We start from the raw sequence: 23,616 nt of genomic DNA, 5'->3' as shown, positions 1-23,616 counted from the left end.
CCTCAATTAGGTCAACAGCAGGATATGTACTTAAACTTAGCTAATAAAGCCTTAAAAATAAATAAATATCTGACATTATTGCACACAATGTGCTTATTAAATGAATATATAGTTTAGGGGCTTACTGAATTATCATTAAATGTGGTATAAGTTGATGATTGCCATCGTACGGGTTATTGGAAGATAAATATTTGATATGAGTTATTCTATATTAGTTTGTGATGACTCAAGGGTTGCAAGAAAACAGGTTGTTCGTTGTTTGTCTAGCGCACTTGAGGCTAAGATTGTGCAAGCTGAAAATGGTGCGCAAGCTGTGACAATGTTAGAGGAGCAGCAAATTGATTTACTCTGTCTTGATTTGACTATGCCGGAGCTGGACGGTGTGGGTGTGCTTGAGGCAATAAAGCAGCGCAAAATAGAAACCTATGTGGTGGTTATTTCAGCAGATATTCAGCCAGAGATGAAAAGTCGTGTTATTGGTTTAGGCGCAATAGATTTTATTGAAAAACCGGTTACGGCAGAACAACTATTAACGCTCCTTGGACAGTATGGTATTCGTTAGCAAGAAGAAATAATGCATTTTCTCCTATAATGAGCAATGTTTTTGAAAAGGTTTGTCATTAACGTGAGTAAATTGCATAAAGATTGTTGTACTTTAGCCTTGACACTTCGCCTACATTTCAGGCACTCTTAACTCATGAAATTAAAATTTAACACTTCGACCATTATTATTACAACCACCATCCAATCTGGATAGTGGCATAGGTCGGTGCGTATTTAAAAGGCCTGTGTTCACTAAGAACACAGGCCTTTTTTCGTTTTTGGAATGAGGAAATTACCATGATGCGAGTATTAAAATTTGGCGGCTCTTCTTTAGCCGACTTTGATTGTTTAAGGCAAGTACAGAATTTAGTGTTAACCCAGTCAGGCGATGAAGCACTTATTGTTTTATCAGCACCTGGCGGGATGACAGATCAATTAGTTGAATTAGCAGCATTGGCAGAGCAAGGTGTATCGTATGATGTGCAGTGGCAAGCATTACAAAGCAGAGTAAATGCGCTACATCTGCAGGTGACCAAGCTATACGGTGAAATAGCGCATTGGCCTGACTTTTCAGCTTTGGCTAATAAATTAGCTGGGGTAAAACTTCTCAATCATTGTCCAGCACAAGTGCGCGCTTACATCATAAGCTTTGGCGAGCGAGTGAGCTGTGCCTTAATGCAAGCTATGTTGGGCAGCGCTCAAGCCAGTTATTTAGATGCGACAGACTGTATAGCGACTGTTGGTGGGTATTTAGATGCGGAAGTTGATTTAAAGCTGAGTAAGGCGCAATTTACTTTATCTATGCGTGAAAACCCCAACAAGTATTATATCATGCCAGGGTTTACCGGTCGCAATCAAGAGGGCGAACTTACGACACTTGGTCGCAATGGTTCTGATTACTCAGCAGCTGTTGCAGCCGCTTGTTTGCAAGCACAAGTCTGCCAAATATGGACTGATGTTGATGGTGTTTATAATGCGGATCCTCGTTTTATACGTAAAGCAACTAAAGTTGATTGGCTCTCTTATAAAGAAGCAATGGAATTATCTTATTTTGGCGCCAAAGTACTTCATCCGAAAACTATCTTGCCTTGTGCGAAAGCGGGTGTGCCGTGTGAAATAAAAAATACCCATAACCCAGATGTGCCAGGCTCGGTGATAAGTAATGAGCGTCGTGGTAATGAGCAGGTGAAAGCTTTATCAAGCTTAGAATCGCTCGCGATGCTGACGGTGTCAGGTCCTGGCATGAAAGGTAAAGTTGGTATGGCATCAAGAGTATTCAACGCGTTAGCGAATGATAACGTGTCTATTGTTTTAATCACTCAATCTTCTTGTGAATTCAGTATCAGTTTTTGTGTACACGAAGCAGATTTAAATCTGGCGTTGACCGCACTAGAACAAGCATTTGAATTAGAGTCTCAAGCGGGTTTGATTGAACCTGTTCAAGTACAAAGAGAGTTGGCGATAGTGACTCTGGTTGGTGATAATATGAAAGCACATCGTGGCTTAGCTGCGAAGTTCTTTGCATCATTAGCTCAAGCGCAAGTTAACATTGTAGCAATCGCTCAGGACTCTACCGAAAGTGCAATTTCTGCTGTTGTCGATGGCAGTTTATGTAATGATGCTGTGAAAGTATGCCATGAAAACTTCTTTACACATATTCCTTCAATTGATGTGTTTTTATTGGGGGTTGGCCTTGTAGGGCAGGAGCTTATCAAACAACTTGAAAAGCAACAATCTTGGCTTCAAAATCGAGATATAAAGTTGAACCTTTATGGTGTGGCCAATTCTCAAAAACTGTATCTAAATGCGCAAGGCGTCCCTTTTGATACTTGGCACGGAGAGTTAGAGCAGCAAACAGATGGACTTACTTTAGAAAGATTAGAAGCGTTTGTGAAATCAAACCACTTAATAAACCCTGTTATTGTCGATTGTACTTCATCGCAGCAGTTGGCTGACCAATATTGTAATTTTCTTAACGCCGGCTTTCATGTTGTTGCAGCCAATAAAAAAGCAAATACAGGAACTTATGATTACTATCAAGCATTAGTGAATGCAGCGCAACAAAAGCACCGTAAGTTTTTGTACGAAACAAATGTTGGAGCTGGCTTACCTGTATTAGATAATCTTCAGCTTTTATTTAGTGCGGGAGACGAACTCTTATCCTTTAATGGCATATTATCAGGGTCACTATCTTATATGTTTGGCGCATTAGAAGATGGCTTGAGTTTATCCGAGGCTACAGCGAAAGCGAAAGCAAACGGTTTTACAGAACCCGATCCTCGTGATGATTTATCGGGCACTGATGTGGCTCGTAAACTACTTATTATTGCCAGAGAGTCAGGGCTTGCGTTGGAGTTATCTGACATCGAAGTAGAACCGGTCGTCAGTGAGTCATTTTCTGAGGGAGCATCCGTTGACGAATTTATGACAAAACTTCCAGAGCTTGATGGTAGTTTTGCTTTGAAAGTGAAAGCCGCAGCAGAGCAAGGTCAAGTGTTGCGCTATGTTGGAAGTATTGAAAATGGCCATTGCAGAGTTGGTATTGAAGCCGTCGATAAGTCACATGCTTTATATGATATTCGAGATGGCGAAAATGCATTAGCCATATTGAGTCAGTATTATCAACCTCGCCCATTTGTTATTCGTGGTTATGGAGCAGGTGCTGAAGTCACGTCAGCGGGTGTTTTTGCTGATATATTAAAAACGTTGTCACGTTAGGAGTTACGCATAATGATATCTATTTATGCACCGGCATCCATTGGTAATTTTTGTGTTGGTTTTGATTCCTTAGGGGCTGCATTAGCGCCCATTGATGGTACTTTACTTGGCGATGTTGTTCATCTTGAACATGCGGACAACGATGCATTTTTTTGTGTTGGCCCATATGCCGAAAAGTTGCCAAAGAGCGCGCAAGAAAACTTAGCGTATCAATGTTTGGTGCATTTTCGAGAACATGTGGCTTCAGATATGCCAAGCGTGTCGTTAACTCTTGAAAAGCGTTTGCCGATAGGATCGGGGCTAGGCTCTAGTGCTTGCTCGGTTGTGGCAACATTTGCCGCGTTAAATGAGTTTGCACAAACGAAGTTATCTCAGGAAGCACTGATTGAGTTAATGGCTGACTTTGAGGGGAAGGTTAGTGGTGCTCGCCACTACGACAATATCACCCCGTGTTACCTAGGTGGGTTGCAGCTAACTTCCCATTTGGTCCCCAACAAGGCAGTCAGTGTTCCTGTCAGTGAAGATTGGCACTATGTTGCTGCTTTCCCAGGTTTTGCTTTAAATACTGCTAAAGCGAGAGGAGTACTACCGGCTAGTCTGGGCAATCATGAAGCGGTTGAATTTGCACAGCGGTTAGCGAGTTACTGCTTACTAATGCAAGTAGGACGTTTTGATGAAGCATTAGAACTTATGGAAGATAAATTGGCTGAACCCTACAGGCAGTCATTAATAGCTGGTTTTAGTGAGGCAAAATCGGCACTACCTAAATTGGGTGCTGAAATCGTGAGTATTTCAGGAGCAGGCCCGACGTTGTTCACTATTTGTAAGTCGTTGGCCGCAGCTGAACATTGTCAGCAGTGGTTGGAAAAAAATTATATTAATGCGCATGGCTTCAGCCACATTTGCAAGCTAGATAATCGTGGTACTCGTGCCATTTCTTTAGGAGTTTAAAATGAACCTCGTAAATTTAAAAGATAAACAACAACAGGTATCCTTTACGGAGGCGGTAAAAACGGGGTTAGGACGAAATCAAGGTGTATTTTTCCCCACTGATTTACGAAAACTCAGCGATGTAGATGCATTACTTGATTTGCCATTTGTAGAGCGAAGTACAGAAATACTTGCACATTTAATTGGCAATGAATTGCCTAAAGATACATTAGCAGACATGGTTCAGCGGGCTTTTAACTTTCCGGTGAAGTTAGAGAAAGTAGATGATAAAAACTATTGCTTGGAACTCTTTCATGGACCAACGCTTGCGTTTAAAGACTTTGGTGGGCGTTTTATGGCTGAATGTGTGGGGTTATTCAATCAAGGTGAACGCGTCACTATTTTAACCGCAACTAGCGGAGATACGGGCGCGGCTGTTGCTCACGCATTTTATAAAAAAGCCAATGTTGATGTGGTAATTTTGTATCCTGAAGGCAAAATATCACTGGCTCAGCAAAAACTATTCACCACTTTAGGTGAAAATATACATTGTTATGCGGTTGATGGTAGTTTTGATGATTGTCAGGCACTAGTAAAACAAGCTTTTTTGGATGAAGAGCTAAAAAGTAAATTAGGACTTAACTCTGCAAATTCAATTAATATAAGCCGTTTAGTGGCGCAAGTTTGTTATTATTTTGAAGCCTTAGCGCAATTACCGAAATCAGAGCGTGATAATGTGCATGTATCGGTGCCAAGTGGTAATTTTGGCAATGTGTGTGCTGCGATGATAGGTTCTGTCATTGGTTTGCCTATTGCTAAGCTATCAGCAACAACAAATCAAAATGACACTGTTCCACGATTTGTTCACTCTGGTGATTGGGCACCAAAAGCAACAATGGAATCATTATCAAACGCAATGGATGTGAGTAAACCTAATAATTGGCCAAGAGTGCAAAGCATGTTGGACTCTGAGCAGTTTAGTAAACATGATTTTTATTCACGTAGCGTGTCTGAGCAAGTGACAGAGAAAGTGATGCGAGAAATTGCCCATAAAGGGTATATCGCTGAGCCACATACAGCTATTGCGTTCGAAGGGCTACGCCATGATAAAGGTGAAAGTAGCATAGGTATATTTTTAGCTACGGCGCATCCCGCTAAATTTAAAGAGTCAGTTGAAAATGTGTTAGGTCAAGAAATTGCGATGCCTCACGTTTTACAAGACGCGTTAGATAAAAGCTGTTTAGCGCAACCGTTGGGTGCAGATTATCAACAATTAAAAGCGGCGATGTTTGAAAAACTGTTATAGAGATTAAAATCGATATATCGTGATGATAGGTATTTAAGAGTCGACTTGCTCGGCTCTTATATTAATAACTTTAATTCACTGGTTTTTATTTATTAAGATTATAAATGTTTAAATAAAAAAATATCATTGCATAAACACTGTGAAATAAATTCAATCCCTGTTTAAATATGCTCACGCCTACAGCATAGGCAATACACGCATTAGAGCGTACAATACGGCTTTTATACCTTTACGTGCCCCTAGGAGACCCCATGTTAGAACGTAACATGAACATTGCAGACTTTGATCCAGAATTATTTAACGCGATTGAGCTTGAAACAACTCGTCAAGAAGAACACATTGAACTTATCGCGTCTGAAAACTACTGTAGCCCACGCGTTCTTGAAGCGCAGGGTTCACAGTTAACAAATAAATACGCAGAAGGTTACCCAGGTAAGCGTTACTACGGTGGTTGTGAGCATGTCGATGTTGTTGAGCAGCTAGCGATTGATCGTGCTAATGCACTCTTTGGCTCAACTTACGCCAATGTTCAGCCGCATGCAGGTTCTCAAGCAAATGCAGCAGTATTTTTAGCGTTGTTAGACGCTGGTGATACTGTACTTGGTATGAGCTTAGCCCATGGTGGCCATTTGACTCATGGTTCTCATGTGAGCTTTTCTGGTAAATTGTATAATGCAGTGCAATACGGACTTAATGAAGCAACGGGTGAGATAGATTATGAGCAAGTAGAAGCGTTAGCGCTTGAGCATAAACCTAAAATGATCATCGGTGGGTTCTCTGCTTATTCTGGCATTGTTGACTGGGCTAAATTCCGAGAAATTGCAGATAAAGTTGGTGCATATTTATTTGTTGATATGGCGCACGTTGCAGGTTTAATTGCTGCTGGTGTATATCCAAGCCCTGTGCCTCACGCACATGTTGTCACTACGACAACACATAAAACACTCGCTGGTCCGCGTGGTGGTTTGATCATTTCGGCATGTGATGATGAAGCGATTTATAAAAAACTGAACAGTGCAGTATTCCCTGGTGGCCAAGGTGGCCCTCTATGTCATGTTATTGCGGCTAAAGCTGTTGCGTTTAAAGAAGCACTTCAACCTGAATTTAAAGCATATCAAACGCAAGTTGTTAAAAATGCTCAAACGATGGTGTCGGTTTTACAAGAACGTGGCTATAAGGTTGTCTCTGGAAAAACTGAAAACCATTTGTTTTTACTAGACCTTATTGATAAAGATATCACGGGTAAAGATGCAGATGCTGCATTGGGTCGTGCCAATATTACGGTTAATAAGAATTCAGTACCAAATGATCCTCGTTCACCATTTGTGACATCGGGTTTGCGTATAGGCTCTCCTGCGATTACGCGTCGCGGTTTTAAAGAGGCTGAGTCTCGTGAACTGGCTGGTTGGATTTGTGATGTACTAGACAATATTAATGATGAGTCAGTACAAGCGGATGTAAAAGAAAAAGTGAAAGCTATCTGTGCTAAATTACCCGTTTACGCATAATTTAGCGCACACAATTAGAGATTTTTGATATCATTAAGGCCGCTATTTAGCGGCCTTTTTTGTATCCAGTTATAAGTGAACAACTATGCATTGCCCATTTTGTACCGCCAAAGACACAAAAGTAATTGACTCGCGCCTTGTGAGCTCTGGTCATCAAGTGCGTCGTCGTCGCGAATGTATTGAATGTCATGAGCGTTTTACCACCTTCGAAGGTGCCGAACTTGTGATGCCAAGAGTGATAAAGCAAGATGGTTCAAGGGAGCCGTTTAATGAAGATAAGCTCATTAATGGGTTACATCGAGCTCTGGAAAAAAGACCTGTCAGTACCGAGCAAGTAGATGAAGTGATTCATGAGATTAAATCTACTATTCGGGCCACAGGTGAACGTGAGATCCCAAGTCATATGATTGGTGAATGCATAATGCAAGCCTTAAAAAAGCTAGATAAAGTAGCTTATGTGCGCTTTGCGTCGGTATATCGCTCTTTTGAGGATGTACGAGAATTTGGTGAAGAAATAGCACGGTTAGGGGATTAGCGGTGTTTAGTGAACAAGATAAGTCATATATGACGCGTGCAATTGAGTTAGCACAGCAAGGTCAATATACCACCACACCAAACCCAAATGTGGGATGTGTCATTGTAAAAAATGGTCGTATTGTTGGTGAAGGCTTTCACCAACAGGCTGGAGAAAGCCATGCTGAAGTTCATGCTCTTCGAGAAGCTGGCACTCAAGCGAGAGGTGCTACGGTTTACGTTACATTAGAACCTTGTAGCCACTTTGGGAAAACACCACCGTGCGCAAAAGGCTTGATTGATGCAGGTGTGAACAAAGTGATTGCAGCTATGGTGGATCCAAATCCACAGGTTGCCGGCCGTGGTTTAGCCATGCTAAAACAGGCGGGAGTTGAAACAGCGTTTGGGTTATTAGAGGAACAGGCTCGGGCCTTAAATGATGGCTTTCTTAAGCGAATGGAATTTGGACTCCCATTTGTAAGTTGTAAGCTGGCAGCGTCAGTGGATGGAAAAACCGCGTTGAGTAATGGTCAAAGTAAGTGGATAACTTCTTCAGCTGCGCGAAGAGATGTACAACTATTTAGAGCCCGAAGTTGTGCTGTCCTTACGGGGGCCGACACCGTTTTAGTTGACGATGCAAAAATGAATGTCCGTGAAAGTGAGTGTGATATTTCTCTTCCTGAAGGTAAGCAATTACGTCAGCCTACCAGAGTCATATTTGATTCACAAAATAGACTCTCACCAAACTTACCTTTGTTTAAAATTGATTCCCCCGTTATTATTTTAAGAACCAGTCTTGATAATTCTCATGACTGGCCGCACTTTGTAGAACAAGTGGTTGTCCCTGATAGCAAATTAAAAATTAATTGTCATGCGGCATTGGCTTTGCTTGCTCAACGCGGTATTAATCGAGTATGGCTTGAAGCTGGGGCAACTTTGGCAGGTGTTTTTCATCAACAAACACTAATAGATGAATTTGTTATTTATCTCGCCCCTAAAATAATTGGCCATGATGGACGAGGGTTGTTTAACACACAAACAATAGCATGCATGAATGATATAGCGACACTTAATTTTACGAGTGTTGAACGCATAGATGAAGACGTTCGTTTAATATTAAGACCAAGCTGATAGAGGCATTATGTTTACAGGTATAATTGAAGCAACCGGCACGCTCACTGAGTTGTCAGCCAACCACGGTGACTTAACTGTTCGAGTAAAAAGTGACACGTTACAGATGAATGATGTGAAGCTTGGAGACAGCATCGCAACCAATGGTGTGTGCCTGACTGTTATTGAAAAGTATAGTGATGGTTTTAAAGCTGACCTATCAAATGAGACTTTACATCTGACATTGTTTGCACAGTATAAAGTGGGTCAAAAAGTGAATTTAGAGAAGGCCTTGCAACCGATATCGCGACTTGGAGGGCATTTAGTGTCAGGTCATGTTGATGGTGTAGCCACGATTGAAAGTGTAACGTCAAATGCACGAGCGATAGAGTATTGGTTAGCAGTACCAGGTGACCTAATGAAATATATTCCTTATAAAGGCTCAGTTGCAATTGATGGTATAAGCTTGACAGTCAATGAGATAAAAGAAAACAAATTTAAACTGACAATCGTACCCCATACGGCACAAGAAACCACCATTGTAGACTTTCAAGTTGGCTCAAAGGTTAATTTAGAAGTCGATCAAATTTCTCGTTATTTAGAGCGTTTGATACAAGGGGCGCAAATGCCAGCGAAAGAATCAACTCTCACAACGAATTTGTTAGCCAAAGCGGGCTTTATAAAGTAACCCGATAGCAAATCAAAATAGACAGGTAAATTATGAATTTAAATAGTGCGCAAGAGATCATTGATGATATAAAAGCCGGTAAAATGGTTATTTTAATGGATGATGAAGACCGCGAAAACGAAGGGGATTTAATTGTGGCAGCTGAACACATTTCGGCTGATACAATTAACTTTATGGCCACTCATGGTCGTGGGCTTATTTGTCTAACAATGACTCAAGAGCGTTGTCAGCAATTAGACTTACCATTGATGGTTCGCAATAATGGTGCACAGTTTTCAACTAACTTTACCATGTCTATAGAAGCTGCGAAGGGCGTAACAACAGGCATATCTGCTGCTGACCGAGCGCGGACTGTGCAAGCTGCGGTAGCCAAAGGTGCCGTACCGCAAGATATTGTACAACCAGGCCACATTTTTCCAATTATGGCACAAGCCGGTGGTGTCTTGACTCGGGCAGGTCATACCGAGGCGGGGTGTGACTTAGCGCGCTTGGCTGGTTTGGAGCCTTCATCTGTTATCGTTGAAATATTGAATGCCGACGGCACGATGGCACGTCGTCCACAGCTTGAGGTTTTTGCAAAGGAGCACGGGATAAAAATTGGCACTATTGCTGACCTCATTGAATATAGAAATCTCAATGAAACAACGATAGAAAAAGTCGCTGAATGTAAATTACCAACTGAGTTTGGTGAATTTAACTTAGTAACTTACAAAGATACAATTGATAGTCAGCTGCATTATGTGATGAAGCGCGGTGAAATCAGTACGAGTGAACCTACATTGGTACGAGTACATTTACAAAGTACATTTAATGATGTGTTACTTTCCGACCGAGGTGCAGATCGTAGCTGGAGTTTGCACAGTGCAATGAAGCACATTAGTGAAAATAATGGCGTGCTTGTGATTCTAGGAAAACAAGAAGATCCAACTGACATTGAAGCGATGGTAAAAGCATTTTCCGCAGAAGATGCTGGCGAAAGTGTTAATCATCGTAAGTTTCAAGGTACATCTCGTACTGTTGGTGTTGGGTCGCAGATTTTGGCCGATTTAGGTATTCAAAAAATGCGTTTAATGAGTATGCCTAAAAAGTATCATGCGCTTTCCGGCTTTCATTTAGAAGTCGTAGAATACGTTGAACCATAATAGCTTCTGAGGCGCATATATTTGCGTGATTAAAGGTTGTTTGGGGAAAGCTAAAGTTGTGCTATTATGCGCACCAATTTGGCAATTGCTCATACCAAGCTACTCCTATGTAAGAGGGTAGGTGTGGTATTACACAAGATTAGGATCATCTAATGAATATTATTGAAGGTAACAAGTACGCGCCAGGCAAGAAATTTGCCATTGTCATATCACGTTTCAATGACTTCATCGGAAGCAGTTTACTTGACGGTGCTGTTGATGAGTTAAAACGCACAGGCGGTGTCAGTGATGATGATATTACTGTGGTATATGTTCCGGGTGCTGTAGAATTGCCTCTTGCTGCGAAACGTATTGCAATGAAGAAAGAGTTTGACGCAATAATTGCACTGGGTGTGATTATTCGTGGTGGTACGCCACACTTTGATTTGGTTGCAAATGAATCCAACAAAGGATTAGCAAGTGTTTCATTAGATTATGATATTCCAGTTGCATTTGGTGTTTTGACCACTGAAAGTATCGAGCAAGCTATTGAACGTGCGGGAACTAAGATGGGCAACAAAGGTGGCGAAGCTGCACTTGGTGCGCTAGAAATGGTTAACGTACTCGATAAAATTTAAGAGGATCCTCAGTGAAACCAGCAGCAAGACGTAAAGCGCGCGTATTAGCACTACAAGCCGTGTACTCATGGCAATTAAGTGGCAACCCAATTGGTGACATCGAGCAACAAATGTTGATTGAAAATGATGTTACGAAAGTGGATGTTGAGTATTTTAAAGACTTAGCGCGTGGCGTTGCAGTTAATCAAAAACAGCTTGATGAAATTGTTACTCCTCACTTATCTCGTCCATTTGATGATTTAGATATGGTAGAAAGAGCTGTACTTCGCGTGAGTGCATATGAACTTAAATTCCGCGAAGACGTTCCTTACAAAGTTGCTATCAATGAAGGTATTGAGTTAGCTAAAATATTTGGTGCAGAAGACAGTCATAAGTTTGTCAATGGAGTGCTAGATAAAGCGGTTAAAGATATCCGCAAGTAAGGGCAACAAAAAGGAGAGCCGGCGTTGGCCGGCTTTTTTGTGTATGAAGGAATTTGAATTAATCAATCGCTATTTCACTGGTCGAGGCGTTGCACGACGAGATGTAGATTTAGGGATTGGAGATGATTGTGCACTTGTTAACGTTCCTGAGCATTGTCAGTTAGCAATAACAACAGACACGCTTGTTGAGGGCGTTCACTTTTTTTCAGATATACCACCTCGGGCATTAGGTCACCGAGTTTTGGCTGTTAACCTAAGTGATTTAGCTGCAATGGGGGCAGAGCCAACTTGGGTGTCGTTAGGCTTAACATTACCCAATATTGACCCAAATTGGTTAGATGAGTTTACTGAAGGCATGCATGAGATAGCTGAATATTTTAATGTTCAGATTATCGGCGGAGATACGACTCAAGGGCCACTGACCATCACTATTTGTGCTAAGGGCATTGTACCGAAAGGAAAAGCTTTGACTCGTTCAGGTGCAAAGGTTGGTGATTGGATTTATGTCACAGGTTCTTTGGGTGATGCAGGGTTGGCCATTGAAAGCCGCAAAAATAGCTGGCAATTAGACGATGAGGCGTTTGCCAGTGCATTACAGCGCTTTCATTTTCCATCGCCACGTGTTGCAGCAGGACAAGCTTTACGAGGTATAGCTTCGTCTGCGATAGATATTTCGGATGGGTTAGTTGCCGACTTAACGCATATATTGCGCCAATCAGGTGTTGCAGCTCAAATAAATGCAGATATGGTTCCGATGTCAGACGCGTTACGAAACAGCGTATCAGTAGAGCAATCTTTACAATTAGCGCTGGCATATGGTGATGATTATGAGTTGCTGTTTACTGTTTCTGAAGGAAGTAAGCTTGCTATGGAGGCAAAGCTACGTCAGTACGGTGTTGAGCCGGTATGTATTGGCCAAATCCAAGCAGGAGATGGCAATATCGAATTATTATATGAAAACCACCCTTGGCCTTTTCCAAAGACTGGTTTTGAGCACTTTAGCTAGGAGAAGGTTTGGCTAAGCAGTTTAATTTAAAGCGACCCCACCAGTTTTTTGGTTTAGGGTTTGGCTTAGGGTTATCTCCTGTCGCACCTGGTACTGTTGGTACATTTGCGGCTTTACCCTTTATTTTTATTACTTACAGTTACCCACTGTGGTTGCAGTGTGTGTTTGCGATTGTGATTAGTGTTTTTGGCTTGTGGGCTTGTGGGCAAACGGCGAAAGACGTACAAGTACATGATCATCCAGCTATTGTATGGGATGAAGTCGCAGGGTTCTATATTACAATGTTAGGTGCGGCATTAAGTTGGCAAACTTTACTTGCTGGGTTTCTGTTGTTCCGTTTCTTTGATATTGTAAAACCTGGGCCGATTAAATTATTAGACAAGCGCTTAAAAGGCGGCTGGGGAATAATGGCGGATGATATTTTAGCAGGTGTTTTTTCATTGATTTGTTTACAGGCTTTGCTGAAAACGGGTGTTTTAGCAGGCTAATTTAGGCTGATATTTGTGACTAAGAAAAGAACGTTAGTAACGACTTGTTTGTTTTTTATTTTGGGGGTGGTTTTATTTGCAAACACCGCTTCTGCAGCAATCAATGATTACGTTGTAAAACAATGGAATTTACAAAACGGTTTACCGTCACAATCTATCGCCAGTATTGTGCAAGATAATAATGGGTATATTTGGCTGGGTACGCAGTTTGGCTTAAGTCGTTTTGATGGGCATAAGTTCACTAATTTAACTACCCAGAACAGTGCTTTTTTACAATCGAATGCCATTCATAAGTTGATTATTGATAAGTACGGCATGTTATGGATAGGCACTCGTCGTGGCTTACATCGCTTAAATCCTCAAACATTAGAAGCACAAACCTTTAATATTCAAGGACCGGTTCGTGATTTACTGCAAGATCACGATGGCGGTATCTGGATTGCGTCAAATGGTTTGTATTACGTCTCTGCTGAGAAGTTGTCTGAAAAGAATGTGAAGCGCGAGGCATTAAGTCTGACGCCTAGAAAGATCAATCAAATTGTTGGTTCAGTAACACGCATGGCACTTTCATCTGATGGTATTTGGTTGGTCAACGAGCACCATTTATTGAAGATTAAAGAATCAAGGTCGGTCAGTAACACGGAGTTTCGCTTAGAACTTGCAAGTAAGTTGTCTTTACCTCGACAGTTGGCACAAACCATTATCCATGATTTATCGTGGATAGATGGTCGACTTTACCTCGCATCCGAATTAGGTGCTTACTTCCTTGATATCGATGAAGTGATAAGACGGTACGATGAAATTGGTAATACGGCCGTATACAAGTTTCAAGGTGATGAAGATGGGGGGTTTTGGGTATCTACATCAAATGAGTTGATGTATAGGGAGTCCAATGGTAATTGGCAATCAGTTAAACCGACTCAATCAGATCAAAATATATGGTTTTCAGATATTTTTAAAGATCGTGAAGATAATATTTGGTTGGGTAGCTTAAATGAAGGCTTGTGGTTTGCGCATTCAGGCAAAGTAGAGAGGCACCAAGTTGGACCTTTAAGTAACCAAGGTGTTACTGCAATAACTCAAGCTGAAGATGAGTCTGTTTGGGTTTCTAGTCGATTGGGCATAGGTGTGTTGAGTGATGGAGATACATATCGGCAAGTTTTGTCTATGCAGCAGTTGCAACGGCGCCAAGTTTTTGATTTGGAGTTTCAAGGAAGTCGCCTATATTTAGGTACAGAAAAGGGGGTATTACTTTACGAACAAGGTAAGATATATACTCTGCCATTCATTGAGTTAAGAGATAATCCCGTTTTCTCAATTAGTACATCAAATAAAGGGGGTTTGTGGCTCGGTACTGGTCGTGGACTATATCGATTAGATTACGCAGGCTTAACGCCATTCGCATACAACTCCTTCCTAGGTAGTCAATACATTACATTCGTTTTAGATTTACCGAACTTTGGCTTCATTGGCACAAATAAAGGTGCTTACCAATACAATGAACGTGGTATTGAAAAGCTGGGGGGACATACCTCCCTTGATGTCGCTTATGTTACGAGTATTTTACATCTTGACGGTATCTCTACGCTTATAGGCTCACGAAGCCATGGGTTGTTTTATAAGACTGATGAGGGTCTTTGGCACCAACTAGATGCGTCAAACGGATTGCCTTATGGTTCAATTAATTCTCTTTACTATGATAAACAGTTTGAGCAAATTTGGGTGAGTACAAAAAAGGGCGTGTATAGAATGCCTGCACCGCAATTTAAGAAGAACATCGATAATTTGAGAGTAGAGCAAGTCATTAGCCAATTTGACCGTCAGTTAGATGGTAAAGCGAGTCAATGTTGCTCTGGCTTTGGCCATGATGCAGTTATGGAAACGCAAAGTGCAATTTGGTATCCGAGTTCTCAGGGGATTGTTGAGATACCAAAAGACGTTAAGTTGTTTGGGGCTGATGAATTAAAGCCCAAAATAGAAGCGCTTTATACACAAGAAAGGCGGATTTCGAGTTCTGAACTGATGGCACCTATTTTGTTAGGTAACGGGGAACGCGATATTACGGTTCAATACACCGCGATTGATTTTTATGCACCTAAAAGTATCGAGTTCAGATACCGTTTATCGAGTAAAGAAAAAGGTGAGTGGCGCGATGCTCCAGAAGGTCAAGAAGCCATTTATACCAACTTACCACCTGGGGAGTATATCTTTGAACTCGAGGTTAAGCGTCGAGGGGAGGACTGGTCTAAAGCGAGAGCAAAACATGTCGCGATTTCATTACCGAGACGTTTTGATGAAACTATTTATTTTCGTCTCGTGATCACATGTGGTTTTATTTTCTTGTTTTACCTTATTTTTTGGGTATTTAGAGCACAGGAAAGACGTAAGCAAATGGCATTAGAAAACTTAGTGGCTGATCGTACTACCGAATTAAGAAAAGCCAATGAAAAACTAAACCAAGTTAATACCCAGTTAAAGCTAGTGAGCCATACCGATGAATTAACAGGGTTGCGTAGCCGCCGCTTTTTGTTCGACCAATTGCCGAAAGATGTGGAGCATTATCAGCGAAATGCACAATCGTTACAGCAGCAAAATAAACGATTGGTATTAATGATTTTGAATATTGATAGCTTTAGTAAGATTAATGATACACATGGTCCAATTGGTGGAGATAGTTGCCTTCAGCAATTGGCTACATTGTTAAATATGCGCACACAAGGCTCTGATTATGTCGCGCGTTGGAGTGGTGATGAGTTTTTGTTGTTACTACGAGATTTTAAACGTGACGAAGTGGTAGATTACGTAGGGGACTTATGTAAGGCCGTGGCAGATTTTGAGTTTAATCTACCGAATGGTAAATCGATGAAAATGACGGTGTCTATGGGTTGGTCTTTTTACCCATTACCATTGCTTGGTGGTCAGGTGATTGGTTGGGAGGCATCCGTGAACCTTGCTGATATTGCGTTACACCAAGTAAAACATCGAGGCGGAGATGGCGCTGCAACGATTATTTTCGATGAACAACTAGATGCATTCGAGTTCGAGCAAAGCAGTAATATTGAATCACAATTGCAAACATTACAGGAAAATGGTTTGGCTGAAGTGAAAGTATGGATGCGATGAACAGAACTGCTAATTACGCTACTTTCTGCATAACCATTGATAATACATCACCCAGTCAGCTATGAAGGAATAGAGTGGGTATTTAAATGTAGCAGGTGTGTTTTTCTCAAATATAACATGACCAAACCATGCAAACCCGTAACCTGTAATGGGTATGAAAATAAGAGTGCTTGCAGATTGCATTAAGCATGATGTAATGATGAGTCCGATAACGCATGTACAACCAATATAATGCATCCCTCGGCATGCAGGTTGACGATGTTCACGTAAATAAAACACATAAAAATCAGAGAATGAGTTGAATGAGGGGGTCTTTTTAGTCATCAAGTTAATTCTCTGTTCGATAAAAAAGGAGCTATACGCTCCTTTTTTTACTTAACAAGTGTATTGATGGTATGCAGTATCCCTTGCGCAGACAAGCCCATCTCATCGTGAATTTCATCTTGTGTCCCATGTTTGATAAATTCATCAGGAATACCCAGATGGTTAATTTTTGTTACTACCCCAATACTGGAAAAGAACTCACTGACTGCGCTACCAGCACCACCGCATATTGCGTTATCTTCAATCGTGATAAAGTGATTGTGAGATTGTGATAGCTCAGTTAGTAGTTGCGTATCAAGTGGTTTAATAAAGCGCATATCAATCAAAGTAGCATCATGTTCATCAGCAGCCAGCTGTGCATTTTCAAGTAATGTACCAAAGTTAAGAATAGCCACTTTATTACCATCTCGAATACGCTTTGCTTTACCTAGTTCCAATGCCTGCATTTGCATTTGAATTTCCGCAGTGCCTGCACTGCCTCTAGGATAGCGCACTGCAACAGGTTGGTTACATTGAAACCCTGTATAGAGCATTTTCCGACATTCGTTGGTATCACTGGGTGCCATAATAACCATATTTGGAATACAGCGCATAAAGCTTAGATCGTAGGCACCTTGGTGTGTTTCGCCATCAGCTCCCACAATACCAGCCCTGTCAATAGCAAATAGTACGGGCAGGTTTTGTAATGCGACATCATGAATTAACTGATCGTAAGCTCGCTGTAAAAAGCTAGAATAAATTGCGACAACAGGCTTTAAGCCTTCACATGCAAAACCCGCTGCGAGTGTAACTGCATGCTGTTCAGCAATCGCAACATCAAAGTATTGCTGCGGATACTGTTTTGAAAACTGCACCATGCCTGAGCCTTCTCGCATCGCAGGGGTGATTGCCATCAGCCTCGGATCTTGTTCAGCCATATCACATAACCATTGACCGAATACTTTCGAGAATGTAGCCGCGGCTGGTTTAGATTTAGGCAAGCTATGGATGGTAGGATCAAATTTTGGTACGGCATGATAGCCAATTGGGTCGGCCTCAGCAGGTTCATAACCTTTTCCTTTTTGTGTTTTAATATGAAGTATCTGAGGCCCTTTTAGGTTGCGCATATTACGCAATGTATCGACAAGCATGTTGACATCATGACCATCAATTGGCCCTATGTAATTGAGGCCTAATTCCTCAAAGAACGTGCCTGGTATCACCATCCCCTTTAGGTGTTCTTCTACTTTGCTTGCCAGCTCTTTAACAGGGGGGACGCCAGACAATAATTTTTTACTGCCCTCGCGGATATTCGTATAAAAACTGCCAGAGAGTATTTTCGCAAAGTGATTGGTTAATGCACCGACATTTTCAGAAATAGACATTTCGTTGTCATTTAATATGATCAACATGTCTGATTTTATATCTCCAGCATGATTCATTGCTTCAAATGCCATGCCTGCGGTAATTGCACCATCACCAATTACAGCCACAGTTTTACGACCTTTGCCTTCTTTTTTAGCTGCAATTGACATTCCCAATGCTGCTGAAATAGACGTACTAGAATGACCAACACTGAACGTATCGTATTGGCTTTCTTCCCGGTAAGGAAAAGGGTGCAGACCTTCTTTCTGTCTAATAGTATGAATTTGATCGCGTCGGCCGGTCAAAATTTTATGAGGGTAGGCTTGATGACCAACATCCCAGATCAGTCGGTCTTCAGGTGTATTATAGACATAATGAAGTGCGACAGTGAGTTCCACGGTCCCTAAGCCAGATGCAAAATGGCCACTACTTTGCGAAACTGAGTTAAGCAGATAATCCCTCAACTCATTACTAAAAGAAGGTAATTTATGTTGCGGTAACTGGCGCAGTTGCTCAGGCTCTTCTGCTAAAGCCAATAAAGGGTACTTGCTACTATCAAATATCATTGTATTTATATATGTCCTACTCAAACCTTGCGTAATTATATACAAAGCCAGTGGTTAATTTTATCTATTTATGCAACTTCGTCATTAATACGTCATGAATTGACGTTAATGATCGCGTTCAACTATGTATTTTGCTAATTGTGCGAGCAACTCTGTATCTGCATTAATATGATTGAGCTTTTCTATTGCTTGTGTTGTTAGAGCTTGCGCTTTTTGTTTTGCTCCAGGCATACCAAGTATTGCAGGATAAGTCGACTTATTATTGCCTATATCAGAACCTTGTGGTTTACCGAGCGTATAGGTGTCACCTTCAATATCTAAGATGTCGTCTTGAACTTGAAATGCGAGCCCGATATTCTGTCCATACTGCTGTAATGTTGTAAAGTCAGTCTCATTCATATTTGGAGAACAAAGGGCACCTAATTCAATTGCACAGGTCAACAAAGCCCCAGTTTTTAAGCGGTGAATTTTTTCTAACTCGTCAAGGCTAACAACTTTATCAGTTGCGGCAATGTCTAATGCTTGACCGCCGACCATTCCTTGTAATCCAGCAGCTTTTGATAGTACTTGAATCATGCGTAATTGACGAGATTCAGGTATAGCAAAGCGGTGCTCTGCAATTAACTCAAATGCGAGGCTTTGCAGCGCATCGCCGGCTAAAATAGCTTGTGCCTCATTAAACTGTATATGGCATGTGGGTTTTCCGCGTCGTAAGTCATCGTCATCCATTGCGGGAAGGTCATCGTGAACGAGGGAGTAACTATGAATACATTCAATAGCAGCTGCAATAACATCGAGATCTTCAATACGAGCGCCGAGTATATTACCTGTTGCATACACTAAAAATGGCCTTAAACGCTTACCGCCATTATTGATACTGTAAAATGTTGCGGCCTTGACTGTTTCATCGGTGATTAAATCTTGCTTAAAGTAATTACCGATAAACTGACTAACTCGCTGTTGAGCATTGCTTATTTCTATTTTTAAATTCACAACTTAATCCGTACTGCCTGTGAATGGTATTGTATCGCTTTGCGTGTCACTACCCATAAGGATGGCTACTTTTTGTTCTGCTGTGTGTAACTTCTGATTTGATGCATTAGCCAGTAAAATACCTCTTTCAAATTGTTTCAATGACTGCTCCAAAGTCAGCTCACCTTGTTCCATTGCACTCACAATGCTTTCTAGCTCGTGTATCGCTTCTTCAAAGCTGAGGTTTTCTGGTTTCTTTACAGCCATGGTCACGTCTCTTTATTGGGCTTATTGGATAAAAGAGCTCAATTTTAGGGGCAATAGCGTACTAGGTCAAAGATAAGCGTATTTTTTTACGCTAAACTGTGAGGTAGATACTCATACGCCTTTGTTCGCAATTTTTCGGGTTTTTAATATAATTGGGTTAAGATATTCAGTAGCTTGCCGATAAACAACAAGGCTGGTACTTTCTCTTTATAAGAGGATGTGTCGCATAGGCACCTTATTAGGTTACAGCGCATAGCAGTCAGAATTAGAAAAATAGTAGATAAGACTCTCTGGAGGGGATGTGGATTTAGCAACAGTAATAGGTATATTGGGCGCGATTGGCTTGATTGCCATGTCTATGTTTATGAGTAGTGACGGTGAAGTCGCTATGTTTGCTGACTCCGCCTCAGCCGTTATTGTATTTGGTGGCTCACTTTTTATCGTTTTGTCTAACTTCACAATGCCGCAATTTTTCGGTATTGGCAAAGTGATGGGAAAGGCGTTCATGTTTAAGATTGAAACGCCAGAAGAGCTAATAGAAAAAGCTGTAGAACTTGCGGATTCAGCGCGAAAAGGTGGTTTTTTAGCCTTAGAAGAAGCTGAAATACCGAATGCATTTATGCGTAAAGGAGTTGACATGTTAGTCGATGGCCACGACGCAGATGTAGTAAGAGCGACACTACAAAAAGATATTTCCTTAACTTCTTCTCGCCATGAACAAGGTGCGTCATTATTTAAATCTTTGGCTGATATTGCACCTGCAATGGGGATGATTGGTACATTGATTGGCTTAGTTGCGATGTTATCTAACATGGATGACCCTAAAGCCATCGGTCCTGCAATGGCAGTTGCTTTGTTGACGACCCTTTATGGTGCTTTTTTGGCGAACGTTGTGGCGATCCCGATTCAGGTAAAGTTGGAATTGCGAAAGGATGAAGAGGAGCAAAACCAACGACTAATATTGGACGCGATTCTCGGAATTCAGGATGGCCAAAACCCTAAGGTAATAGAAGGGATTTTGAAAAATTATTTGGCTGAATCAAAACGCGGCACTGATAAAGAGGAGTAAGCATGTCTGACGAGCAAGAGTGTAAATGTCCCCCACCAGGCTTACCGGCTTGGATGGGCACCTTTGCAGATTTGATGTCACTACTTATGTGCTTCTTTGTGCTGTTACTTGCTTTCTCCGAAATGGATGTACTGAAGTTTAAACAAATTGCGGGTTCAATGAAGTTTGCATTTGGTGTGCAGAATAAAATAGAGGTTAAGGATATCCCTAAGGGGACCAGTGTAATTGCAATGGAGTTTACCCCTGGTAAGCCTGAGCCTACGCCAATCGAGACAATTCAGCAGCAAACCGTGGAAATGACGCAGCAAATGTTAGAGTTTCAGGCTGGCGATGAAAGTTCTGCTGGCGGGCGACAGGAGCAAAGAGGTAACAAGCGAGGCGGCGAGTCACAAAGTACCTCACAAGAACAATCTATGCAGCAGGCCGTTTCTTCAGCAGACCAAGAACAAGTCGATGAGTTAGTTAAAAAAATAGCCCAGCAATTGGAAAAACAAATCATGGATGGTGCAATTGAACTCGAATCTTTGGGGCAGCAAATCATCATTCGTATTCAAGAGAATGGCTCCTTTCCATCAGGCAGTGCATTTTTACAACCAAAGTTTAAACCAGTAATACAAGATATTGCGGAATTACTGAAGGATGTACCCGGTGAAATAACGGTATCTGGACATACCGATGATTTTCAAGTGACCAACGAGCTTTACAGTAATAATTGGGATTTATCAGCAACCAGAGCGGTTGCGGTTGCAACTGAAATGGTGAAAGCGAGAGGTTTTGATAAAAACCGGTTGGTGGTTGTAGGTCACGCAGACACAAGACCGATGGTACCCAACGAAAATGATATAGACAGAAGACGTAATAGAAGAGTCGAAATATCAATCTTACAAGGGAAGGCTAAAGAGTCGGAGCCTATTGAAGTGAGAGAAAACTAAGCAAAACTTGATTGTGATAACAAATTGGGCTACTTTACGAAAGCTCAACTCAAATAAGGAGAAACTAATGTCAATTAAAAATTCATATGTGTATTTACCAGGTGGTAACGGTGAAGGCACAGACCCAAAAGATTAGCCGGAGCGCTTAATATTGCAATACTATGGTTAACTCAATGCTTCCTGATAATATAGATGCAATTCTCTTACTGATAAGAGATCATGCAATGGCAATTACGTTTATTGCTGTTGCAATTTTCACTATTTTAGGTGATAGACAGGCGCTGCGTTATGCTGGCTTATGTGCAATATTTTATGTGATGGGATATTTTCTTTATGACTTTTTCCTAAAAGTTGATGGAGGTCAGTATATATTCCGCTATATTGTATGGGCGTTAAACGACATCGTATTCATGGCCATTTTGGCTTACTGGGCGATAAAAGATAAAGTGTATATTTGGCAAAGTGTTATTGCCCAGCTGGTTATTTTACCGGCGCCTTTATTACAATTGTTTCGCTTAATAGATCGTCATATGTTAGATCTAACGTATTCAGAGTATCTATATCGAACTATTTTGCCACTAGTAAACATCACTATCGTATTATTGTGCTTTGCCCCTTTGGTGATGCTACTCAACCGAAACACTATGGTAGAAAAACACACTTAAGTTTAGCCATCAATTGATGGCTAAACTTACCCTAACGATGGAATTGCACCAAACATTTGTAGTGTTTGAGCCGATATAATGGTTAAACCACACAGTGCAGCGATGACCAATCCGATATTACCACCTTTCACTTGATAGCCATTACGAATTACGCTGTCTTTACGTTGCGTCCAAACCATCATCACAGGCAAAAATATTGCTAACACTACTAGGGCAATTGCGGCATAGCCTAGCGCCATTATGAACCCCTGTGGATAAAATAGCGCAAACCCAAGCGGTGGTAGAAACGTGATTAAAGCGGTTTTTACTCTGTCTTTTTTGGTGTTTCCTTTCTTAAAAGCGTCCGCAAAAAAATCAAATAACCCTAAACTGACACCAAGGAAAGAGGTGGCAAGAGCCAAATCTGCAAAAAGGGTAACGAAAGTGGACACACTAGGGTTATGTGCTATCTCAGCAATGTTTTGTACAAAGCCTTGAAGACCTTGACTACTTAACAAGTTTGATTGGCTCATGACACCTTGGCTGAGTAATTGCCAGCCGATATAAATAACCAATGGTAATGAAGCCCCAAACATCATTACACGACGTAAAGACTTTATATCTAGGCCTACGTACTTAACGATTGATGGGATAGAACCATGAAAACCGAATGATGTAAATACGACAGGAATAGCGCTAATGATAAGCCCCTGTTCTATTGGCATATCTAACAGGTGAGCGCCTTGTACATATGGAGTTAAGACAAAAAAGAGACAGGCAAGTACAATGATTTTGACTGTAAACAAAAGGCGATTTAATTTATCAACAGTACTGGTTCCAGCTGTGACAATAATAGCAATGGTAATGGCCAGCATAATTGAACCGACTTGTGGAGCAACGTTGATATTAAGCAGATCACTGAGCTTACTTTGCAATTGCGCTCCCCCACCGGCAATATAAGCTGCACACAAGGCATAAAATAAGAATACCATGGAGAAGTTCGCAATATACTGGCCTTTTTTTCCTAAGATAGACTTTGCTAAGGTATTTAAAGTTGAATCTACATTCGCGTATTGATGGAGTTCTAGCATCAATAATGCGGTATACGTCATAAGTAGCCATGAAAGTACTAATAGAATCAATGCAGTACTAAACCCGAGTCCAGCTGAAGCTATGGGAAGTGCGAGCATTCCTGCGCCAATGGTTGTACCTGCGACGATCAGCATACTCCCGATAGTTTTATTTTTAAGCACACATTGCCCTTTTGTTTGTGAGAGACACAGGAAGATATAACGGTAGTAAGAAAAATGAAATAGTTTTACTACAAATCAATGTTAAAGATTGTAACTTATGTTGTACATAGAAGAGAGGGAAGTTGGATATT

The 23,616-nt window shown here is 41.2% G+C and carries 22 protein-coding genes; 17 read left to right on the top strand and 5 right to left on the bottom strand.

Annotated features, from left to right (window positions below; translation table 11 throughout):
* Positions 1–196: 196 nt before the first annotated feature.
* The 14 genes from J8L97_RS11625 (at position 197) to J8L97_RS11560 (ending at position 16,114) form a co-directional block, all read left to right on the top strand.
* Positions 197–562 (top strand): response regulator, encoded by a 366-nt coding sequence (locus J8L97_RS11625; RefSeq protein WP_192506648.1) that lies wholly within the window; start codon positions 197–199, stop codon positions 560–562.
* 281 nt (positions 563–843) lie between these two features.
* Positions 844–3,261: a bifunctional aspartate kinase/homoserine dehydrogenase I gene (gene thrA, locus J8L97_RS11620; protein WP_211049903.1), complete on the top strand. Its 2,418-nt coding sequence runs from the start codon at positions 844–846 to the stop codon at positions 3,259–3,261.
* A 12-nt stretch (positions 3,262–3,273) separates the two neighbouring features.
* Positions 3,274–4,212 (top strand): homoserine kinase, encoded by a 939-nt coding sequence (thrB, locus tag J8L97_RS11615; RefSeq protein ID WP_211049863.1) that lies wholly within the window; start codon positions 3,274–3,276, stop codon positions 4,210–4,212.
* Position 4,213: 1 nt separating this feature from the next.
* Positions 4,214–5,497 carry a threonine synthase gene (gene thrC / locus J8L97_RS11610; RefSeq protein ID WP_211049861.1) on the top strand — a complete coding sequence of 428 codons (1,284 nt, stop codon included), beginning with the start codon at positions 4,214–4,216 and terminating at the stop codon, positions 5,495–5,497.
* Between the two features lie 251 nt (positions 5,498–5,748).
* Positions 5,749–7,005, top strand: a complete 1,257-nt coding sequence (glyA, locus tag J8L97_RS11605) for a serine hydroxymethyltransferase (RefSeq protein ID WP_211049859.1) — start codon at positions 5,749–5,751, stop codon at positions 7,003–7,005.
* 85 nt (positions 7,006–7,090) lie between these two features.
* Positions 7,091–7,540, top strand: coding sequence for a transcriptional regulator NrdR (nrdR, locus tag J8L97_RS11600; RefSeq protein ID WP_192506652.1), 450 nt, complete (start codon positions 7,091–7,093; stop codon positions 7,538–7,540).
* 29 nt (positions 7,541–7,569) lie between these two features.
* On the top strand, positions 7,570–8,649 hold the full coding sequence (gene ribD / locus J8L97_RS11595; RefSeq protein WP_211049901.1) for a bifunctional diaminohydroxyphosphoribosylaminopyrimidine deaminase/5-amino-6-(5-phosphoribosylamino)uracil reductase RibD: 1,080 nt from the start codon (positions 7,570–7,572) through the stop codon (positions 8,647–8,649).
* A 10-nt stretch (positions 8,650–8,659) separates the two neighbouring features.
* A complete protein-coding gene (locus J8L97_RS11590; protein WP_211049858.1) occupies positions 8,660–9,316 on the top strand; it encodes a riboflavin synthase in 657 nt (218 codons plus the stop codon).
* Positions 9,317–9,348: 32 nt separating this feature from the next.
* On the top strand, positions 9,349–10,458 hold the full coding sequence (gene ribBA / locus J8L97_RS11585) for a bifunctional 3,4-dihydroxy-2-butanone-4-phosphate synthase/GTP cyclohydrolase II (protein ID WP_211049857.1): 1,110 nt from the start codon (positions 9,349–9,351) through the stop codon (positions 10,456–10,458).
* Between the two features lie 152 nt (positions 10,459–10,610).
* Positions 10,611–11,075, top strand: coding sequence for a 6,7-dimethyl-8-ribityllumazine synthase (ribE, locus tag J8L97_RS11580; RefSeq protein WP_192506655.1), 465 nt, complete (start codon positions 10,611–10,613; stop codon positions 11,073–11,075).
* A gap of 11 nt (positions 11,076–11,086) precedes the next feature.
* Complete coding sequence (gene nusB, locus J8L97_RS11575; protein ID WP_010362354.1) at positions 11,087–11,497, top strand: transcription antitermination factor NusB; 411 nt, start codon at positions 11,087–11,089, stop codon at positions 11,495–11,497.
* Between the two features lie 43 nt (positions 11,498–11,540).
* Positions 11,541–12,503 (top strand): thiamine-phosphate kinase, encoded by a 963-nt coding sequence (thiL, locus tag J8L97_RS11570; RefSeq protein ID WP_211049856.1) that lies wholly within the window; start codon positions 11,541–11,543, stop codon positions 12,501–12,503.
* A gap of 8 nt (positions 12,504–12,511) precedes the next feature.
* The gene (locus tag J8L97_RS11565) at positions 12,512–12,991 is read left to right on the top strand and encodes a phosphatidylglycerophosphatase A (protein WP_192506657.1); all 480 of its coding nucleotides are present in this window, start codon (positions 12,512–12,514) and stop codon (positions 12,989–12,991) included.
* Positions 12,992–13,006: 15 nt separating this feature from the next.
* Positions 13,007–16,114: a ligand-binding sensor domain-containing diguanylate cyclase gene (locus tag J8L97_RS11560; RefSeq protein ID WP_211049855.1), complete on the top strand. Its 3,108-nt coding sequence runs from the start codon at positions 13,007–13,009 to the stop codon at positions 16,112–16,114.
* Between the two features lie 18 nt (positions 16,115–16,132).
* Here J8L97_RS11560 and J8L97_RS11555 read toward each other — a convergent pair whose 3' ends face one another.
* The 4 genes from J8L97_RS11555 to J8L97_RS11540 all read right to left on the bottom strand — a co-directional run bounded on the left by J8L97_RS11555 (position 16,133) and on the right by J8L97_RS11540 (position 19,587).
* Positions 16,133–16,438 carry a DUF962 domain-containing protein gene (locus tag J8L97_RS11555; RefSeq protein ID WP_211049854.1) on the bottom strand — a complete coding sequence of 102 codons (306 nt, stop codon included), beginning with the start codon at positions 16,436–16,438 and terminating at the stop codon, positions 16,133–16,135.
* Positions 16,439–16,485: 47 nt separating this feature from the next.
* Entirely contained in the window at positions 16,486–18,348 is a 1,863-nt protein-coding gene (gene dxs, locus J8L97_RS11550) for a 1-deoxy-D-xylulose-5-phosphate synthase (RefSeq protein WP_211049853.1), read from the bottom strand.
* Between the two features lie 105 nt (positions 18,349–18,453).
* Positions 18,454–19,341, bottom strand: a complete 888-nt coding sequence (gene ispA / locus J8L97_RS11545; protein ID WP_210996051.1) for a (2E,6E)-farnesyl diphosphate synthase — start codon at positions 19,339–19,341, stop codon at positions 18,454–18,456.
* A 3-nt stretch (positions 19,342–19,344) separates the two neighbouring features.
* Complete coding sequence (locus J8L97_RS11540) at positions 19,345–19,587, bottom strand: exodeoxyribonuclease VII small subunit (RefSeq protein WP_192506662.1); 243 nt, start codon at positions 19,585–19,587, stop codon at positions 19,345–19,347.
* A gap of 301 nt (positions 19,588–19,888) precedes the next feature.
* Here J8L97_RS11540 and pomA point away from each other — a divergent pair, with 301 nt between their 5' ends.
* The 3 genes from pomA to J8L97_RS11525 all read left to right on the top strand — a co-directional run bounded on the left by pomA (position 19,889) and on the right by J8L97_RS11525 (position 22,253).
* Positions 19,889–20,656, top strand: coding sequence for a flagellar motor protein PomA (gene pomA / locus J8L97_RS11535; protein WP_192506663.1), 768 nt, complete (start codon positions 19,889–19,891; stop codon positions 20,654–20,656).
* A 2-nt stretch (positions 20,657–20,658) separates the two neighbouring features.
* On the top strand, positions 20,659–21,588 hold the full coding sequence (locus J8L97_RS11530; RefSeq protein WP_211049852.1) for a flagellar motor protein MotB: 930 nt from the start codon (positions 20,659–20,661) through the stop codon (positions 21,586–21,588).
* Between the two features lie 173 nt (positions 21,589–21,761).
* Positions 21,762–22,253 carry a hypothetical protein gene (locus tag J8L97_RS11525; RefSeq protein WP_247682477.1) on the top strand — a complete coding sequence of 164 codons (492 nt, stop codon included), beginning with the start codon at positions 21,762–21,764 and terminating at the stop codon, positions 22,251–22,253.
* A 26-nt stretch (positions 22,254–22,279) separates the two neighbouring features.
* On the opposite strand, the gene J8L97_RS11520 is transcribed toward J8L97_RS11525, so the two are convergent.
* Positions 22,280–23,485 (bottom strand): aromatic amino acid transport family protein, encoded by a 1,206-nt coding sequence (locus J8L97_RS11520; protein ID WP_211049850.1) that lies wholly within the window; start codon positions 23,483–23,485, stop codon positions 22,280–22,282.
* Positions 23,486–23,616: the final 131 nt, after the last annotated feature.

Origin of the sequence: Pseudoalteromonas sp. MMG012 (assembly GCF_018100875.1) — a bacterium.
In the GTDB taxonomy this organism is placed as follows: Bacteria; Pseudomonadota; Gammaproteobacteria; order Enterobacterales; family Alteromonadaceae; genus Pseudoalteromonas; species Pseudoalteromonas aurantia.
The sequence above is the reverse complement of the archived record's forward strand: the minus strand, read 5'-3'. Positions and strand labels throughout refer to the sequence as shown.

What these genes read in the sequence shown, in the direction of transcription:
- nrdR (WP_192506652.1), top strand. Translation starts at nt 7,091, where the DNA reads ATGCATTGCCCATTTTGTACCGCCAAAGACACAAAAGTAATTGACTCG.
- J8L97_RS11625 (WP_192506648.1), top strand. Translation starts at nt 197, where the DNA reads ATGAGTTATTCTATATTAGTTTGTGATGACTCAAGGGTTGCAAGAAAA.
- ribBA (WP_211049857.1), top strand. Translation starts at nt 9,349, where the DNA reads ATGAATTTAAATAGTGCGCAAGAGATCATTGATGATATAAAAGCCGGT.
- J8L97_RS11525 (WP_247682477.1), top strand. Translation starts at nt 21,762, where the DNA reads ATGCTTCCTGATAATATAGATGCAATTCTCTTACTGATAAGAGATCAT.
- J8L97_RS11590 (WP_211049858.1), top strand. Translation starts at nt 8,660, where the DNA reads ATGTTTACAGGTATAATTGAAGCAACCGGCACGCTCACTGAGTTGTCA.
- glyA (WP_211049859.1), top strand. Translation starts at nt 5,749, where the DNA reads ATGTTAGAACGTAACATGAACATTGCAGACTTTGATCCAGAATTATTT.
- thrB (WP_211049863.1), top strand. Translation starts at nt 3,274, where the DNA reads ATGATATCTATTTATGCACCGGCATCCATTGGTAATTTTTGTGTTGGT.
- J8L97_RS11540 (WP_192506662.1), bottom strand. Translation starts at nt 19,587, where the DNA reads ATGGCTGTAAAGAAACCAGAAAACCTCAGCTTTGAAGAAGCGATACAC.
- thrC (WP_211049861.1), top strand. Translation starts at nt 4,214, where the DNA reads ATGAACCTCGTAAATTTAAAAGATAAACAACAACAGGTATCCTTTACG.
- ribD (WP_211049901.1), top strand. Translation starts at nt 7,570, where the DNA reads ATGACGCGTGCAATTGAGTTAGCACAGCAAGGTCAATATACCACCACA.
- thrA (WP_211049903.1), top strand. Translation starts at nt 844, where the DNA reads ATGCGAGTATTAAAATTTGGCGGCTCTTCTTTAGCCGACTTTGATTGT.
- ribE (WP_192506655.1), top strand. Translation starts at nt 10,611, where the DNA reads ATGAATATTATTGAAGGTAACAAGTACGCGCCAGGCAAGAAATTTGCC.
- J8L97_RS11530 (WP_211049852.1), top strand. Translation starts at nt 20,659, where the DNA reads ATGTCTGACGAGCAAGAGTGTAAATGTCCCCCACCAGGCTTACCGGCT.
- J8L97_RS11555 (WP_211049854.1), bottom strand. Translation starts at nt 16,438, where the DNA reads ATGACTAAAAAGACCCCCTCATTCAACTCATTCTCTGATTTTTATGTG.
- dxs (WP_211049853.1), bottom strand. Translation starts at nt 18,348, where the DNA reads ATGATATTTGATAGTAGCAAGTACCCTTTATTGGCTTTAGCAGAAGAG.
- thiL (WP_211049856.1), top strand. Translation starts at nt 11,541, where the DNA reads ATGAAGGAATTTGAATTAATCAATCGCTATTTCACTGGTCGAGGCGTT.